Below are 16880 nucleotides of genomic sequence, written 5' to 3'. Positions count from 1 at the left end.
TACGGGTCAGTGTCCCGTGCGTCCAGACTCCACGGCCGCCACATCGCCGGGCCGCGCGGGCGAGGGCAGCTTCATGCTCAGCTGCTGCGAGGGCCCCTGCTCGGGCCGGGACCCGGGGTGCGGCTCGGGGTGCGGCTCGGGGCTCGTCGTGGAGCGCGTCTCGCACTCGGGCTCGCACCCGCGGTCCTGGCCCGCCACCGAGCAGTCCATGATGCGGGGCAGGCGAAGCCCGGCCACGGCGCCCAGGAGCAGGAGCGCCGCGCTGACGAACAACGTGACGTGCAGGCCGTGCACGAACGAGGCGCGGGCCGCGGTGCGCAGCGCGGCGCCGGCCGGGCCGCCGAGACGGGCGGCGACCTCGTAGGCCTCGCCCAGCGAGTTGGACGCGGCGGCCGACGCGGGGGCGGGGACCCCGCCGACCGAGGCGAGGCCCGGCGCATAGGCGGCGTTCATGACGCTGCCGAGCAGCGCGATGCCGATGCCCGCGCCGAGCTGGTAGGAGGTCTCGCCGATGGCGGCCGCGCCGCCGGCCCGCTCCGGCGGGGCCTCGCTGAGCATCGATTCGTACGCGGCGAACAGGGTGGTCTGGAGCCCGAAGCCGAGCACGACGAACGAGACGGTCATCAGCAGCGGCCAGTCGGTCTGGCCCATCGGGACGAGCAGCAGCACGGCGGCCGCCACCAGGGCGAAGCCCGTGCAGACCATCCGGCGCGGGCCGAGCCTGCGCAGCGTGTAGGAGCCGGTCGCACCCGCCGCCATCGCGGCGAAGGTCAGCGGCAGCATGCGCAGACCGGTCTGGAGCGGGGAGAGGACGAGGACGAGCTGGAGGTACTGGACGGCTATGAGTTCGAGGCCGACCAGCGCCAGCATGGCGATGATGATGCAGCCGACCGAGGTCGCGAACGCGGGCCGGGAGAACAGCCGGATGTCGACGAGCGGATGGGTGCGGCGGCGCTGCCTGCGTACGAAGACGACGAGCAGCGCGGCTCCGACGCACAGGGCGGCGAGGGCGGGGCCGTCGAGGAAGCCGTCGCCGGCGCCGAGCCGCTTCACGCCGAAGACGACGGCGAGTATGCCGCCGGCCGCCATCAGCGCGCCGAGCACGTCCCACGGCCCGTCGGAGCTGCCCTTGGACTCGGGCAGGATCCACCGGCCGAGCGGCAGGATCAGCGCCATCAGCGGGATGTTGACGAGGAAGACCGAGCCCCACCAGTAGTGCTGGACGAGGAAGCCGCCGAGCACCGGCCCGACGGCGGCGCCTATCGCGGCCACCGCCGTCCAGATGCCGATGGCGGTGGCACGCTCGCGGCGGTCGGGGAAGACGACGCGCAGGATGGAGAGGGTGGCCGGCATGATCATCGCGCCGCCGATGCCGAGCAGCGCGCGGGCCACGATGAGCACCGCGGCCGAGTCGGCGAGTGCGGCGACCGCGGAGGCGGCGCCGAAGATTCCGTAGCCGAGCAGCAGGACGCGGCGCCGGCCCACCCGGTCGCCGAGCGTGCCGAAGAGGATCAGGAGCGCGGCACAGACCAGGGGGTAGGCGTCGACGATCCACAGGAGTTCGACGGAGCCCGGCCGCAGGTCCTCGGTGACGGAGGGGATCGCGACGTGGAGGACGGTGGCGTCGAGCGCCACGAACAGCAGGCTCACGCAGAGGACGACGAGGATGACCCAGCGGTTGCCGCCGCCGGCGGCGGCACGCGGTCGTGCACCGGCCATGGTCGTCCCTGTCATGTAGGTACCTCCCAAGTACTCCAAGTACCGCGGGCCTCCGCGACCCGGGACGGCTCTGCCGCCGCGGTCCGCTCCCTCACCGCCCTCGCGGTCGGCGGGCCCGGGACCCGGTGACTCGCGGCCAGGACCTGAGCGGAACGGTCCGGCCGGGGCCCGGCGCCTGCGGGCGAGTGATTCGTCAGCGTACGCGAGTTCGTCCGGGTGGCGCGTGGCCCACCTCTCACCGCACAGCGGGCCACGGTGTGGTGTACGCCACGCGGGGAGCACCCCGGAGTGATCTTTACGCTGCGTACCGGGCCGGTGACCGAAGGATTAATTCCACTTCCCCGCCTGGCAAAGGGAATTCCTCGGCATACCGAAAAATGCGTTCCGGAACGGGTCCGGGTGAATGGATGGGGCGGTCCCGGGGTATTCGTCGGCGCCAGGAATAAAAGGCCGAGTGAGACATACTCCACATCACATCGTCATCACGAAGATCCCGGATCGGCCTGGGCACTCTCTCACTCGCTGTAACGTCGATTGAGTGCGTACTGACCGAATCTTCGCCCGCCTGGACCGGGAGCCCGAGCCACCGAAGATAGAGATCCCGCGGATGAGCCGTCACCGCGGGGTCCTCTTCGGCGCGACGTTGGCGTTCTACCTCGCCATCGTCGTGGCCGTGCTGGGGTCGTCCTGGCTCGTCGAGCTGGACTGGAAGGTCATGCTGTTCCGGCCGTACGAGCGGTGGCCCCAGCTGCACGCCTTCCTGGACTACTTCGTGGTCCTCGGCCAGCGCGGCCCCACCGCCGTGATGGTGATGGCCTGGCTGGGCTGGCGCTCCTGGCGCCAGCACACACTGCGGCCGCTCCTGAGCCTCGGGGCGGCCCTTCTGCTGCTCAACATCACGGTCGGTTCGGTGAAGCTCGGTCTCGGCCGGCTCGGCCCGCACTACGCCACGCAGATAGGGTCCGCGGAGCTCTTCGCGGGCGGCGACATATTTCCCTCGGGGCACACCGCCAACGCGGTCGTGACCTGGGGCATCCTCGGCTACCTCGCCACCACTCCGCGCGCCAGACGCTGGCTGTCCGTCACCTCGGCCATGGTCGCCCTCGGCGTGGGGGCGACCACCGTCTACCTGGGGACGCACTGGGTGAGCGACGTGCTGCTCGGCTGGGCCGCCGGTCTGCTGATCCTGCTGGCCCTGCCCTGGTTCGAGCCGCTGATCGCCCGCGCCGAGGCCTTCGTCTTCGCGGTGCGCGAGAAGGTGCGCGAGCGCATGCGCTCCCGCGGCGCCGCACTGCCCGTCCCGGTGCCCGCGTCCCCGGTGCCCGCGATGGTGCCCCCGCGCGGCCACGACGAGGACGACGCACCGCTGCGCGAGCCGGTCGGCGTGTCGAGCGGACGCGGCCCCGCCCGGCCCCTCCCCGTGCGGCCGCACCAGCCGGCCCGTTCGGAACGGCCCCCGGTCGTCCCCGCGGGCACCCGGCGCCCCCCGCACACCGAGCGGTCCCCGCGCAGCGCGCCGGCCCGCCCCCTGGGCGGCTGACGGCGCGGGCGCCCGGCCCGGTACGCGACAGCACGAAGGCCCCCGGTGTCCACCGGGGGCCTTCGCCGTGTCCGTGCGGTGCGGTGCGGTGTGGCGGCGGCTCAGCCGTGCCAGCAGCGGGTCACGGTGCCTTCCTGGACCTCGAAGTTCAGGCGCCCTGGCATGTATTCCATCGTGATGACCGAGCCCGGCGGGAGCGACCTGACGGTCGACCAGCCGCGGGAGGCCGCGAGCCGCCCGGCGTCGTCGGCGTCGAGGCCGACATAGGACTCCGGAGCGTCGTCGGGATGTGCGGGGTGGGACGGTATCGGTGCCATGCGACCACCGTAGGCGGACCCGCCGGGCGACGGAAGCGGGGGCCGCGGCGGTCCCCGGAGCCCGCGCGGAACCCACCGGTTGTCCGCCCCCGGTGCCCCGCCAGTCACACTTCTGTCACAGGATCGGGGGCCCGTCCCGGCTCGAACTCCGTCACTCGTACGGGCAGTTCCTGACCCCTTGCCCGGTTATCGCACTGGGCGGTTCCAGCCGGTGGAACGCATTTCCGTTATGGCTGCAATTCCCTCGTCCGCGCCTCGGAGAATTCCCACTCGGCGGCAGCTCGAACGGAATTGACGGCGCGTGGTCAATTCATCGTCCCGGCCCCCGGTCGGCCCCCGCGGTCTCACGGCCGCGGCCCCTCGCCGGTCGGCCGGATGGCGTAGGCCCTCTGTTGCGGCGGGCTCCGGCCCGAGCATCATGGCCCTGGCCCGACGCCGAGGACCCCTGGGGATGCGATGGACACGCAGACAAAGGCCCCCGCGGCACGACCCGCACGAGCCCGCCGGCGGGGGGCGGTGATCGTGGAGTGGCTGACCACCACCGACCACAAGAGGATCGGGCACCTCTACCTGATCACGTCGTTCCTCTTCTTCCTCGTGGCCGGTCTGATGGCGCTCCTGATGCGGGCCGAACTGGCCCGCCCCGGGCTCCAGATCATGACCAACGAGGAGTACAACCAGCTCTTCACGCTGCACGGCACGATCATGCTGCTGCTCTTCGCGACGCCGACCTTCGCCGGCTTCGCCAACGCGATCATGCCGCTGCAGATCGGCTCCCCCGACGTGGCCTTCCCGCGGCTGAACATGCTCGCGTACTGGCTCTTCCTCTTCGGCGGACTGATCGTGCTCGGCTCGGTGCTGCTGCCGTCCGGACCCGCGAGCTTCGGCTGGTTCGCCTACGCCCCGCTCAACTCGCTGACCCACTCCCCGGGTGCCGGCGCCGATCTGTGGATCATGGGCCTGGCGCTCTCCGGCTTCGGCACCATTCTCGGCGCGGTCAATTTCCTGACCACCATCATCGGCATGCGCGCACCCGGCATGACCATGTTCCGGATGCCGGTCTTCACCTGGAACGTCCTGTTCACCTCGATCCTGGTGCTCATCGCGTTCCCGGTGCTCGCGGCGGCGCTGCTCGTCCTGGAGGCGGACCGCAGGTTCGGCTCGGTGGTGTTCGAGGCGCAGAACGGGGGCGCGCTGCTCTGGCAGCACCTCTTCTGGTTCTTCGGCCATCCCGAGGTCTACATCATCGCGCTGCCGTTCTTCGGCATCATCACGGAGATCATCCCGGTCTTCTCGCGCAAGCCGATCTTCGGTTACACGGCGCTGATCGGGGCGACGGCGGCCATCACCGGGCTCTCCATCGTGGTGTGGGCGCACCACATGTTCGCGACCGGGGCGGTGTTGCTGCCCTTCTTCTCCTTCATGTCGTTCCTGATCGCGGTGCCCACCGGGGTGAAGTTCTTCAACTGGACCGGCACGATGCTGCGGGGCTCGCTGAGCTTCGAGACGCCGATGCTGTGGTCGGTCGGCTTCCTGGTGAGCTTCCTGTTCGGCGGCCTGACCGGCGTCATCCTCGCCTCGCCCCCGCTGGACTTCCACGTCACGGACTCGTACTTCGTGGTGGCCCACTTCCACTACGTGGTGTTCGGCACGGTGGTCTTCGCGACCTTCGGCGGCTTCTACTTCTGGTGGCCGAAGCTGACCGGGCGGATGCTCGACGAGCGGCTCGGAAAGATCCACTTCTGGACGCTCTTCCTCGGCTTCCACATCACGTTCCTGGTCCAGCACTGGCTGGGCGCCGAGGGCATGCCGCGCCGGTACGCGGACCATCTGGCGGCGGACGGCTTCACGGCGCTCAACACGATCTCCTCGATCGGGGCGTTCCTGCTCGGCCTGTCCACGCTGCCGTTCTTCTACAACGTCTGGAAGACGGCGAGGTACGGAGAGAAGGTGGAGAGCGACGACCCGTGGGGGTTCGGCCGCTCGCTGGAGTGGGCGACGTCCTGCCCGCCGCCGCGGCACAACTTCGTGACCCTCCCGCGGATCCGGACCGAGTCCCCCGCCTTCGACCTCCATCACCCGGAGTTCGCCCCGTTCCGCGACGATCTGGTCCCCGGGCAGGAGCCGGTCGCGATGCCGGCGGTGTCCGGGCCCGGCGAGGCCGGCGGCCGGACGGACGGCGGGACGGACGACAACGGAACGGGCGACGGGGCGGAGGGCGGGGCGGAGGGCGGCGTCGGCCGGCCCGGAGGGTCGCGTTGAGCGGTCAGTCCCGTACCGCGTCGACCCGCACGCTCAGGTCGTTCGTGCCGGTGTAGTACGGGCGGACCACGCCGGGGCCCACCTTCGATCCCGGGTACACGAAGATCACTTGCTTCATGGGGACGTCGTCCAGGAGCCGGGCGAGCCGGACCGCCCCGCCGTCGGTGCCCGTGAGCAGCCACAGGTCCCAGAGCCATTCCTTCGCGTCGAGCCCCTCGGAGAGCGGCGCGTACGGCAGCGTGAAGGTGAAGCCGCCGCTCTCGCCCTCGGGGCTCGCCGGGACGCGGTGGACCCGGCCGCCCCTGCCCCGCCGCCGTGCCTCGACCGCGGGCTCCGGGCCGAGCGCCGCTCCGTACAGCCGTCCACGCACGGTGACCGTGTCCGCGCCGAAACCGATCGTGCCGGTCTCGGCGTGCGGTCTGCGCAGCCAGCTGCGGACCACGAGCGCGCCCGACCTGTCGGCGTGGGGGATGCGGACCGCGACCCCGTCGGCGTCGGGGCCCGGCTCCCGGTCGACCAGGGCGCGCAGATCGCGTACGCCCGGCTCGAGGCGCTGCTCGGCGCCCTCACCCAGGCGCAGATACGCGTCCCACACGCCCTCGGGGAGCCCGACCGTGCTGGGCAGCACCGCCCTGAGCAGCCCCTCGGCGGCCGGGGTGAGGGGCAGCAGCGCATCGGCGCCCGGGTCGGCGGCGCGCCGGCGCAGTACCAGCGTGGCGCCCGGCTGCCCGGCGCCCGTGACGTCGAAGGTCACCCCGCCCGCCGAATCGGCTATGCAGTGGGCGCGCGGCGCCGCGGGGGCGTTGCCCGTGTCCGGGGACTCGGCGGTGGTGGTCATGCGGTCTGCCCTTTCCGGAGCACGGAGGCGGCCTTGTGGCGCAGGGCGTACGCCCCGTCGAGGGCGCTGCTGCGGGCCCGGTGCAGGGATCCGCGCAGCAGTCCGGCGGAGCGCGCGGCGCCGCCTTCGGCGTACAGCTCCTCGAAGAGCGCCTCGTGGTGTTCGGCGGTCCTGGCGGGGTCGAAACGTGCGGAGTTCTCCAGCGCCGCCTTGGCCATGCGGTGGCGCAGTCCGTCGTCCTGGATCAGTTCGAGCAGGGCCGAGGCCACCGCGTCGGCGTTGCCCGTCTCGACGAGCCGGCCGTCCACGCCGTCGTCGATTATCTCGCGTGGTCCCTGGGGGCAGTCCGTGGAGACGACGGGCAGCCCGCAGCGCATCGCCTCGACGATGGTCATGCCGAAGGACTCGTGGCTCGACGTGACGGCCGCGACGGAGCCCTTGACCCACTCGCTGTCGAGGTCGCCGACCAGGCCCATGAGAAACACATTGTTGTAGAGGCCAAGATCGTCGATGAGGTTGCGCAGTGCGTCGCGTTCGTTGCCGAACGCGTCGCCCGAGCCGTAGATCCGCAGGCGCCAGTCGGGCCGGACGGCGGCCACCTGCGCGAAGGCCCGCACCAGCAGGTCGTACCGCTTGACCTGGGTGAGCCGCCCCGCCGCCACGACGAGCTTGCCGTCGCCGCAGGCGGGTTCGACGGCGGGGGCGGGCACGGCGTTGGGCACCGCTTCGATGCGCACGCCGGGCAGCTTCAGCTCCCGGTAGGCCGCCGCGTCCGCCCGGGTGACCGTGGTGATGGCGTCGAGCAGCGGATACGAGTGGGCTATTTCGCGGCGCAGCCGGTAGCCGTGCCCGTCGAGGGTCAGGTGTTCCTGGCCTACGCGTATCACGCCGGGCCGGGTCTCCTGGGCTATGTGCACGTTGAGGCCGGGCCTGGTGCCGATGACGACGTCCGCGCCGGTCTCCCGCAGATGGGCGCCTATGCGGGCGTCGGTGAGCCGGCTGTACTGGCGGTGGCGGCCGTCGCCGCGCGGGAACACCCTGGCCGGCTGCTTGTGCTGGGGGTGCTCGCCCTCGTAGCCGGGGCTGTGCGTGCGCAGGTCCACGAGGTGCCGGATGCGCACGCCCTCGGGAGCGGCCAGGGTGGGCTCGTCGCGGTGCCGGAAGACCGAGACGATCTCGACGTCGTGGCGGCGGGCGAGTTCACCGGCGAGGTTGAAGGTGGACCGGATGGTTCCGCCCAGGCTGTACGCGTTGTGCAGCAGGAAGGAGAGGTGCATGCGCCACGCGTCCCTTTGGTCGTTCGGTCGTCCCGTCGATCTCACGCTTGATCATCCGGCCGACCGGGTCGGTCGGATTCGAAACCCTTCGGTCTGGAACGGACTGTACTTGGATTGACCGAGTCTGCGCTCCGACAGCAGATCACCGCAGGTCACAGAGGTACCGCGATCGGCGCACGCTCCACTGGAACATGATCGAAAGCGGGCGGGCGCGGGGGCGGGCCACCGTCCGGGCGGCCGGACGGAGCCTCCGTTCCCCGGTCCGTCGGCCGCCGCCCCACCAGGACACCCCCGAAGCGGGCACATCGGCATTCGATGACCCGAGGAAAAGATGATCGGTGTCCCGGTTCACCGCCCCAACTTCCATGTAATCCGCATGCGTTGACAGGGAGTGAGGTATTCCGGGGCCGGACTCGCCCTCCGCCCGGGGCGGTCGCATTCCGTTCGCCGTCGCGCGTGACCCCGGCGACAGATCGTCCGTTGTCGTCAGTACGAGAGAAGCCGGGAACCGCCCGGCGCATCCACTCAGTTCCTAGGAGCCACCCGTGCCGCGCATGCTCGACGTCAGTGAGGACGTCCGCGCCGAGATCGGCGACGAAGAAGCCGAGCGGCTGCTCGCCGGCGACAACGCCCCGGGCAGCTACGACTGCACCTCCTGCCGCACGCCGGGCGACTCCGAGCAGGAGCGCACCAGCACCGTGCTGTTCGTCGGCGAGGAAACCGCGGTCCTGGCCTTCGCCCACGCCAGCTGCATCCCCTCCCAGGTCGTCCAGGTCGCCGAGGAGCAGCTCCAGGGCGCCGTACGGTCCATCACGGGCGAGGAGCCGGCCGGCGGCCCGGAGCAGGCGGTGCTCGGCATCACCAGCGGCCTGGTGCTGATCGAGGGCGATCTGCACCCCGCGCTCGTCGTGGAGCCGACCGTCCCGATCGCCCGGCCGGGCTCGGGCGGCAGCAGCGACGAGTTCCTCCCGCTCCTCATCGAGCAGGGCTTCGTGCCGGTCACCGACATGGGCCGGCTGCCGTCGGTGCTTCCGGGCTGGTCCGTGCTGCTCGCGATGGGCCAGCTGCACGCGGTCCTGCAGCCGGGCCCCGGCGGCAGCGGCTCGGTCTCCTGGTGGCAGGCCCACCAGCCGCTCCAGGTGACCGAGGGCTGGCGTGCCGCCGCGAACAAGTCGCAGCGCGTGCTGGTCTTCGCCGTCCCCGTCGGCGTGATCGGCCAGCAGCCCCGCGAGGACCTGCTCAGGGACGCCCTGGAGAAGGCCGCCGCCGACGGCCGCCTGGTGGCCGCCGCCATGCCGCTGGCCGGCACCTGAGCCCCCGCGCGAATCCCCCGCGCCGTGCGAGGCGCGCGCCGTGGCCCCCACGCCGTGCGAAGGCGCGTGCCGGCCCCGTGTGACACGCCCCGTGTGACACGCCCCCTATGACGCGCCCCGTCAGGCGCGTGTGACGCGTTCCTTCGCGCCCCTTCCGCACCCTGCCCGGCCCCGCCAGGGGAACCGGTGGCGGGCGGGAGGGGCGTGTGGCATACCGGCCCGCACTACCGATAAGCGGAAATACCCCGCAACCCCGGCCCTACGGTGTCGTTGGCACAGACGTGCACTCATACGACCCCTCCCGCCAGCAGTACCAGTCCCAGATCCCCGCGATGCGCCCTTCGGGCGACGCATCGGGAGCCCACTCCCCCACGCCGATCTACGACGCGCTGTACTCGGAGTACCTCCGGTCCTTCCGCGCCCTGCCCGGTGACCGGTCGGGCGAGGAGGATCTCGGGTTCGTCGGCTTCGGAGCGCTCGGCACCGGATTCGTACCGGTGATGCACGGCACCCGCACCGGCCACCAGCCGAGTCACCAGACCCAGCACTTCCCGGCGACGTACGTCGGGAACTGGCACGTGCACCCCGCGATGAACGCGAACGGGCGGCAGTACACCGGGCAGCACCAGCTCCCGGCGGCACTGCCGCCCGGCCCCCGCAGGGGGCTCTGAACCGTCTCCCGTGAGGGACACCGCTCCCTCACGGGCTCCCGTGGGGGAGTTACTTCTTGCGCCCGCGCTTCTCGCGCACCCGCACCGAGATGTGGATCGGGGTGCCCTCGAAGCCGAACTCCTCGCGCAGCCGGCGCTCGATGAAGCGCCGGTAGCCGGCCTCGATGAACCCGGAGGCGAACAGCACGAACCGCGGCGGCTTGGTGCCCGCCTGCGTGCCGAACAGGATGCGCGGCTGCTTTCCGCCGCGGATCGGGTGCGGGTGGCCGGCCACGAGCTCGCCGAGGAAGGAGTTGAGGCGGCCGGTGGGGACCCGGGTCTCCCAGCCGGCGAGGGCCGTCTCGATCGCCGGGACCAGCTTCTCCATGTGGCGGCCGGTCAGCGCGGAGACGTTGACGCGGGGCGCCCAGGCGACCTGCTGCATCTCCGTCTCGATCTCGCGCTCCAGGTAGTAGCGCCGCTCCTCGTCGAGGGTGTCCCACTTGTTGTACGCGATGACGAGCGCGCGCCCGGCCTCGACGGCCATGGTGATGATGCGCTGGTCCTGCACGGAGATCGACTCGCTGGTGTCGATGAGGACGACCGCGACCTCCGCCTTCTCGACGGCGGCGGCGGTACGCAGCGAGGCGTAGTAGTCGGCGCCCTCCTGGAGGTGGACACGGCGGCGGATGCCGGCGGTGTCGACGAACTTCCAGGTGATTCCGCCCAGTTCGATGAGCTCGTCGACCGGGTCGCGGGTGGTGCCGGACTGCGCGTTGACGACGACGCGGTCCTCCTTCGCGACCTGGTTCAGGAGCGAGGACTTGCCGACGTTCGGACGGCCGATGAGGGCGATGCGGCGCGGGCCGCCCACCGCGGTGCCGAAGCGCTGCTCGGGAGCCTCCGGCAGCGCCTTGAGGATCTCGTCGAGCAGATCGCCGGTACCGCGGCCGTGCAGAGCGGAGATGGGGAACGGCTCGCCGAGGCCCAGCGACCACAGGGTCGCGGCGTCGGACTCGCCGGACATGCCGTCGACCTTGTTGGCGGCGAGCACGACGGGCTTGCCCGCCCGGCGCAGGAGCCGGACGACGGCCTCGTCGGTGTCGGTGGCGCCCACGGTCGCGTCGACGACGAAGACGACGGCGTCGGCGGCCTCGATGGCGTACTCGGCCTGGGCCGCGACGGAGGCGTCGAGGCCGAGGACGTCCTGCTCCCAGCCGCCGGTGTCGACGACCTTGAAGCGGCGGCCCGCCCACTCGGCCTCATAGGTGACGCGGTCACGGGTGACGCCGGGCTTGTCCTGGACGACGGCCTCGCGGCGGCCGATGATGCGGTTCACCAGGGTCGACTTGCCGACATTGGGACGGCCGACGACGGCGAGGGCCGGGAGCGGGCCGTGGCCCGCCTCGTCGAGGGCGTCCTCGATGTCCTCCGCGTCGAAGCCCTCCTCGGCGGCGAGCTCCATGAACTCCGCGAACTCGGCGTCGCCGAGTGCTCCGTGGTCGTGCTGGTCGTTCATGAAGTCCGTACCTCGTTCATCGTCGTGATCGGTGGACCGCGATCGAGCGGTCCACTACTGAAAGTCTGGCCTAGCGCCCGGTCAGGCGCCTGGCGTTCGCCAGGTGGCCGGTGAGCCGGTCCTGGATGCGGACGGTGGCCTCGTCGAGCGCCTTGCGGGTCCTTCTGCCGCTCCCGTCACCCGCCGGGAAGGGGTCTCCGAAGACCACGTCGACGCGGCTGCGCAGCGGCGGCAGCCCCTTTATCAACCGTCCGCGGCGCTCGGTGCTTCCCAGCACGGCCACCGGGACGATCGGCGCCCCCGACCGTACGGCGAAGTAGGCGAGGCCGGCCCGCAGCGAGGCGAAGTCGCCGTCGCCCCGGGTGCCCTCGGGGAAGATCCCGAGGACGCCGCCCCGGTCGAGCACGGCCAGCGCGTCGGTGATCGCGGTGCGGTCGGCGACCGTGCGGTCCACCTTGAGCTGGCCGATGCCTTCGAGGAACGGGCCGAGCGGCCCGACGAAGGCTTCCTTCTTGATCAGGAAGTGGGTGCCGCGCGGGGCGGTGCCCATGACCATCGGGCCGTCGATGTTGTGGGAGTGGTTGACGGCGAGGATCACCGGACCGCTCGCCGGAACCCGCCAGGCGCCGAGCACCCGGGGCTTGAACAGCCCGTACATCAGACCGACACCGATCCGGCGCCCGATCTCGGCGCCTCGGTTCGAGGGAACCGTCACTTGGCGGCCCGCTTCTCCTCGATGAGGGTGACGACGCACTCGATGACCTGGTCGAGCGTGAGCTCGGTGGTGTCGACCTCCACGGCGTCGTCGGCCTTGGCCAGCGGGGAGGTCTTGCGGCCGGAGTCGGCCGCGTCCCGCTTGATCAGGGCTTCCCTGGTGGCGGCCACGTCCGCGCCCTTGATCTCACCGCTGCGGCGGGCCGCGCGCGCCTCGGGCGAGGCGGTGAGGAACACCTTCAGGTCGGCGTCGGGCAGCACGGTGGTGCCGATGTCACGGCCCTCGACCACGATGCCCTGCCCGGCGCCGGCCGCGATGTCGCGCTGGAGCTGGGTGATCAGGGCCCGCACCTCGGGGACGGCGCTCACCGCGCTGACCTTGGAGGTGACCTCCTGGGTGCGGATCGGGCCCGACGCGTCCTCGCCGTCGACGGTGATGGCCGGCGCCGACGGGTCGGTGCCGGAGACGATCACGGGCTTGGCCGCGGCGACGGCGATCTCCGCCGGGTCGCCGATGTCGATCCCGTTGGTGATCATCCACCAGGTGATCGCCCGGTACTGGGCTCCGGTGTCGAGGTAGCTCAGCCCCAGCTTGGCGGCGACCGCCTTGGAGGTGCTGGACTTGCCGGTGCCGGAGGGGCCGTCGATGGCGACAATCACTGCTGCCGGAGCGGTCCGGGCGGCGGTTTCCACGGTGACGGACACCTTCCTTGTACGGGGCGGGGATGCTCGGGACGCAAATCCGCCCCGTACAAGGTTACTGGCTCGTGCGGGCCGCCCGTCCCGCCCGGTCGCGACGACCTCGTCACGCTCCGGACGGCCGCGTCACGGCCCAGGGCGGCCGTGCCCCTGCGCAGGGCGACCGGTCGGCGTCCGGATGGCCGTCTCACTGTCTGATCGACCATCCCCGCTCGCGCAGCGCGGCCGTCAGACCCGGGGCCGCCGTCGGCTCGACCATCAGCTGCACCAGGCCGGCCTGCTGGCCGGTGGCGTGCTCGATGCGGACGTCCTCGATGTTGACCCCGGCCCGGCCCGCGTCGGCGAAGAGCCGCGCGAGGCCGCCCGGCTCGTCGCTGAGCAGCACGGCGACGACCTCGTAGGTGGCGGGGGCGGCGCCGTGCTTGCCGGGCACCCGGACGCGGCCCGCGTTGCCGCGCCGCAGCACGTCCTTGATGCCGGCCGCGCCACCGCGCCGCTTGTCCTCGTCGGCGGACTCCAGGGAGCGCAGGGCGCCCACCGTCTCGTCGAGGTCGGCGGCGATCCTGGACAGGACGTCGGCGACCGGACCCGGGTTGGCGGAGAGGATCTCCACCCACATCCCGGGGTCGGACGCCGCGATGCGGGTGACGTCGCGGATGCCCTGCCCGCACAGCCGTACCGCCGTCTCGTCGGCCTCTTCGAGGCGCGCGGCGACCATCGAGGAGACCAGCTGCGGGGTGTGCGAGACGAGGGCCACGGCCCGGTCGTGGGCGTCGGCGTCCATGACGACCGGCACGGCGCGGCACAGGGCGACCAGTTCGAGGGCCAGGTTGAGCACCTCGGTGTCGGTGTCGCGGGTCGGCGTGAGCACCCAGGGCCTGCCCTCGAAGAGGTCCGCGGTCGCGGCGAGCGGTCCCGAGCGCTCCTTGCCGGCCATCGGATGCGTACCGATGTAGGAGCCCAGGTCGCAGCCGAGCGCGAGCAGCTCGCGGCGCGGGCCGCCCTTCACGCTGGCCACGTCGATGTAGGCGCGGGCCACGCCGTCGCGGATCGCCCCGGCCAGGGTCGCGGCCACGTGCGCGGGCGGCACGGCGATCACCGCGAGGTCGACCCGCCCGTCGGGGGCCTCGTCCGTGCCGGCGCCCAGCGCCGCCGCGGTGCGGGCCTGGCCGGGGTCGTGGTCGGCGAGGTGCACGGTGATCCCGCGGCTCGCGAGGGCCAGGGCGGCGGAGGTGCCGATCAGGCCGGTACCGATGACGAGGGCGGTTCTCACTGGGCGATGTCCTTGCGGAGGGCGGCGGCGGCGCCGAGGTAGACATGGGTGATCTCGGACCGGTCGAGATACGTCTCGACGTGCGCGAGGACGCGCACCACGCGGGGCATGGCACCGGCGATGTCCAGCTCCTGCGCGCAGATCAGGGGAACGTCGGCGAGGCCGAGCCGGCGTGCGGCGGCGGCGGGGAAGTCGCTGTGCAGATCGGGGGTGGCCGTGAACCAGACGCTGATGAGGTCGTCGGGGGTCAGCCCGTTGCGCTCCAGGATCCCGGTGAGCAGCGCGCCGACCCGCTCGTCCATGTGCCCGGCCTCGTCCCGCTCCAGCTGGACGGCCCCGCGGACCGCTCGTACCGCCACGACGTACTCCTCGTACTTCGGCCTTCGGTCTTCGGCCTTCGGCCTTCGGCCTTCGATCGTTGTTCCCGTTCAGCGTAGTCAGCGCCGCCGGGGGACGGACGCGGCGACCGCCCTCCGGGACGGGAGGGCGGCCGGCGCGGCCGGTCCGCGCTACAGGTTCTGCTGCTTGATCAGGTCCTGGAGGGAGGTGCCCGGCGGCGGCAGCTCGCCGCTCGGGGTCAGCTTGTCGACGGCCTGCGGCAGGTGCTGCGCGATCTGGTCGGCGGCCTCCTGCGGGGAGACACCGGCCTCCTCGGCGGCCTGCTGCAGGGCGCCGTCGGGCAGCGCGTCGGCGATCTGGGAGCCGCTCACCGACTGGTTGTCGCCGGTGCCGACCCAGGACTGCGCCTGGTCGGCGAGCCCGGATTTGGTGAGCATGTCCAGGAGGCCGCCGAGCGGGTTGTCGCCATTGCTCCGGCCGCCTCCGCCGAGGGCGCCGAGCAGCGCGCCGAGGATGCTGCCGGCGCCGCCGGATCCGGAGGCTCCGCTGCCGCTGCCGCTGCCGCCGAGGAGGCCGCCCAGGAGGCTGCCCAGGTCATTTCCCGCCATCGTCGTTCCTTTCGCATGGGGGTACGCAGGGGGACACGGCCAATCTCGCCCGAGCGGGACGCGTGCGCCACCTGGGCGAACCGCCCCCCGCGGGCCCGCGCGGACCGGGGTGGGGGTAGAACCGACGCATGATCCTGCATGTGGTTCCCCTGGACGAGTGGTCGGCCGCACCCGGCCTGCCCTACGCGCCGCGCTCGCTGGCCGCCGAGGGCTTCGTGCACTGCTCGGCGGACGGGCCGTCGGCGCTGGCCGTCGCCGACGCCCACTACCGCGAGGCGCCGGGCCCGCTCCTGGTGCTGTGCGTCGACGAGTCGGCGCTCGCCGCCGAGGTCCGTTGGGAGGGCGCCGGAGACGTCCTGTTTCCGCATGTGTACGGGCCCGTCGAGCGGGCGGCGGTGACGGCGGTCCTCGAAGTGCGCCGGGACGCTCGGGGGCGGGCGGTGGAGCTCGTCCCCCGGCGGTGACGCGGCCGCACGCGCAACGGCCCGCACGGAACTAAGGCCGCGCCGCGGGCCCCTCCCGCGCGACGGGCAAATGGGGACATCGGCCCCGTCGGTGCTTCGTCGCGGGGGCCGCGGGCGCCAGGATGCTCCTGCCGCGCGTCCTTCCGGTGCCGGCGTGACGACCTGAGGAGCGCACGATGGAAGCAGTCAACAGCCGCCGGACGGTACTCGCTGCGGCGGCGGGCGCCGCGGCCCTCGCGGGCTGCTCGAACTCCGGTGACGGCGGCGGGAGTTCGACGCCCACCCCGAGCGCGCCGGGTACGCCGAGCGGTGCCGGCTCCGCCACGCCGGGCCAGTCGAGTCCGCCGGCTCAGGCCGGCCGGGTCCTCGCCAAGACCTCCGACATCCCGGTCGGCGGCGGCAAGGTGTTCGCCGATCAGAAGGTCGTCGTCACCCAGCCGCAGGCGGGCACCTTCAAGGGGTTCTCGGCGATCTGCACCCACCAGGGCTGCACGGTCTCCAGCGTGTCCGACGGCACCATCAACTGCCCCTGCCACGGCAGCAAGTACCGCATCGCGGACGCTTCGGTCGCCCAGGGCCCGGCCACGCGCCCCCTGCCCGTGCGGCAGATCGCCATCGAAAAGGATGCGGTCCTGCTGCCCTGACCGGCGACCATGGGGTCATGACGCCCGAAGAGCTCGTCGCCGGCCACACCGTCTACTCCTGTGTCATGGGTTCGCGCGCCTTCGGCCTGGCGACCGAGGACAGCGACACCGACGTACGCGGGATCTACCTCGCACCGACGCCCCTCTTCTGGCACTTCGAAAAGCCGCCCACCCATGTGGAAGGCCCGGCCGACGAGCAGTTCAGCTGGGAGCTGGAGCGGTTCTGCGAACTGGCCCTGCGCGCCAACCCGAACATCCTGGAGTGTCTGCACTCCCCGCTGGTCGAGTACGCCGACGACACCGGCCGGGAACTCCTGTCCCTGCGCGAGGCGTTCCTCTCCCGCCAGGCACACCGGACCTTCGCGCGCTACGCGCTCGGCCAGCGCAAGAAGCTCGACGCCGATGTGCGCCACCGCGGCGCGCCGCGGTGGAAGCACGCGATGCATCTGCTGCGGCTGCTGATGAGCTGCCGCGACCTGCTGCGCACCGGCGTGCTCACGATCGACGCCGGAAGCGAGCGCGAACGGCTCCTCGCGGTCAAGCGCGGCGAGGTGCCCTGGCCCGAGGTGGAGTCCTGGATGGCAACCCTGGCGACCCAGTCCGACGACGCGGCCACCCAAACCCCCCTGCCCTCCGGCCCCGACCGGGCCCGGGTCGCGGACTTCCTGTTCCGGGTGCGCCGCGAGTCGGCTCTGGAGTAGGAC

At 72.3% G+C, this 16880-nt stretch carries 17 protein-coding genes; 7 read left to right on the top strand and 10 right to left on the bottom strand.

All coding sequences use genetic code 11. The features are described from left to right. Window positions 1-6 precede the first annotated feature (6 nt). A complete protein-coding gene (locus tag OG432_RS27965; protein WP_328313724.1) occupies window positions 7-1734 on the bottom strand; it encodes an MFS transporter in 1728 nt (575 codons plus the stop codon). 523 nt (window positions 1735-2257) lie between these two features. Between OG432_RS27965 and OG432_RS27960 the strand changes: the two genes are divergently transcribed. Next, on the top strand, window positions 2258-3259 hold the full coding sequence (locus OG432_RS27960; RefSeq protein WP_328313723.1) for a phosphatase PAP2 family protein: 1002 nt from the start codon (window positions 2258-2260) through the stop codon (window positions 3257-3259). Window positions 3260-3360: 101 nt separating this feature from the next. On the opposite strand, the gene OG432_RS27955 is transcribed toward OG432_RS27960, so the two are convergent. Continuing rightward, window positions 3361-3576: an I78 family peptidase inhibitor gene (locus tag OG432_RS27955; RefSeq protein WP_328313722.1), complete on the bottom strand. Its 216-nt coding sequence runs from the start codon at window positions 3574-3576 to the stop codon at window positions 3361-3363. 456 nt (window positions 3577-4032) lie between these two features. Between OG432_RS27955 and ctaD the strand changes: the two genes are divergently transcribed. Then, on the top strand, window positions 4033-5838 hold the full coding sequence (gene ctaD, locus OG432_RS27950) for an aa3-type cytochrome oxidase subunit I (RefSeq protein WP_328313721.1): 1806 nt from the start codon (window positions 4033-4035) through the stop codon (window positions 5836-5838). A 4-nt stretch (window positions 5839-5842) separates the two neighbouring features. On the opposite strand, the gene OG432_RS27945 is transcribed toward ctaD, so the two are convergent. Continuing rightward, the gene (locus OG432_RS27945; RefSeq protein ID WP_328313720.1) at window positions 5843-6676 is read right to left on the bottom strand and encodes a hypothetical protein; all 834 of its coding nucleotides are present in this window, start codon (window positions 6674-6676) and stop codon (window positions 5843-5845) included. Further along, window positions 6673-7953: a glycosyltransferase family 4 protein gene (locus OG432_RS27940; protein WP_328313719.1), complete on the bottom strand. Its 1281-nt coding sequence runs from the start codon at window positions 7951-7953 to the stop codon at window positions 6673-6675. Before OG432_RS27940 ends, OG432_RS27945 begins: the two co-directional genes overlap by 4 nt. 545 nt (window positions 7954-8498) lie before the next feature. Here OG432_RS27940 and OG432_RS27935 point away from each other — a divergent pair. Then, the gene (locus OG432_RS27935; protein WP_328313718.1) at window positions 8499-9266 is read left to right on the top strand and encodes a hypothetical protein; all 768 of its coding nucleotides are present in this window, start codon (window positions 8499-8501) and stop codon (window positions 9264-9266) included. A gap of 281 nt (window positions 9267-9547) precedes the next feature. Next, window positions 9548-9937, top strand: coding sequence for a hypothetical protein (locus OG432_RS27930; protein WP_328313717.1), 390 nt, complete (start codon window positions 9548-9550; stop codon window positions 9935-9937). A 49-nt stretch (window positions 9938-9986) separates the two neighbouring features. On the opposite strand, the gene der is transcribed toward OG432_RS27930, so the two are convergent. From der to OG432_RS27900, 6 genes are all read right to left on the bottom strand, one after another. After that, window positions 9987-11435 carry a ribosome biogenesis GTPase Der gene (gene der, locus OG432_RS27925; RefSeq protein ID WP_328313716.1) on the bottom strand — a complete coding sequence of 483 codons (1449 nt, stop codon included), beginning with the start codon at window positions 11433-11435 and terminating at the stop codon, window positions 9987-9989. 70 nt (window positions 11436-11505) lie between these two features. Then, on the bottom strand, window positions 11506-12150 hold the full coding sequence (locus OG432_RS27920) for a lysophospholipid acyltransferase family protein (protein WP_328313715.1): 645 nt from the start codon (window positions 12148-12150) through the stop codon (window positions 11506-11508). Then, window positions 12147-12854, bottom strand: a complete 708-nt coding sequence (gene cmk, locus OG432_RS27915; protein ID WP_328313714.1) for a (d)CMP kinase — start codon at window positions 12852-12854, stop codon at window positions 12147-12149. The genes OG432_RS27920 and cmk overlap by 4 nt, the downstream gene beginning before the upstream one ends. A gap of 181 nt (window positions 12855-13035) precedes the next feature. Then, entirely contained in the window at window positions 13036-14121 is a 1086-nt protein-coding gene (locus OG432_RS27910; RefSeq protein WP_328313713.1) for a prephenate dehydrogenase, read from the bottom strand. After that, entirely contained in the window at window positions 14118-14480 is a 363-nt protein-coding gene (aroH, locus tag OG432_RS27905; protein WP_328313712.1) for a chorismate mutase, read from the bottom strand. Before aroH ends, OG432_RS27910 begins: the two co-directional genes overlap by 4 nt. 150 nt (window positions 14481-14630) lie before the next feature. After that, the gene (locus tag OG432_RS27900) at window positions 14631-15239 is read right to left on the bottom strand and encodes a YidB family protein (RefSeq protein WP_443058472.1); all 609 of its coding nucleotides are present in this window, start codon (window positions 15237-15239) and stop codon (window positions 14631-14633) included. On the opposite strand from OG432_RS27900, the gene OG432_RS27895 reads away from it, so the two are divergent. The 3 genes from OG432_RS27895 to OG432_RS27885 all read left to right on the top strand — a co-directional run bounded on the left by OG432_RS27895 (window position 15197) and on the right by OG432_RS27885 (window position 16877). Next, entirely contained in the window at window positions 15197-15532 is a 336-nt protein-coding gene (locus tag OG432_RS27895) for a DUF952 domain-containing protein (protein ID WP_328313710.1), read from the top strand. The two genes, OG432_RS27900 and OG432_RS27895, sit on opposite strands and share 43 nt — an antisense overlap. Window positions 15533-15708: 176 nt before the next feature. After that, window positions 15709-16176 carry a Rieske (2Fe-2S) protein gene (locus OG432_RS27890; protein WP_328313709.1) on the top strand — a complete coding sequence of 156 codons (468 nt, stop codon included), beginning with the start codon at window positions 15709-15711 and terminating at the stop codon, window positions 16174-16176. A 17-nt stretch (window positions 16177-16193) separates the two neighbouring features. Beyond that, a complete protein-coding gene (locus tag OG432_RS27885) occupies window positions 16194-16877 on the top strand; it encodes a nucleotidyltransferase domain-containing protein (protein ID WP_328313708.1) in 684 nt (227 codons plus the stop codon). Window positions 16878-16880: the final 3 nt, after the last annotated feature.

Source organism: Streptomyces sp. NBC_00442 (assembly GCF_036014195.1).
Lineage (GTDB): Bacteria > Actinomycetota > Actinomycetes > Streptomycetales > Streptomycetaceae > Streptomyces.
This window is presented reverse-complemented; position numbering and strand designations above follow the sequence as displayed.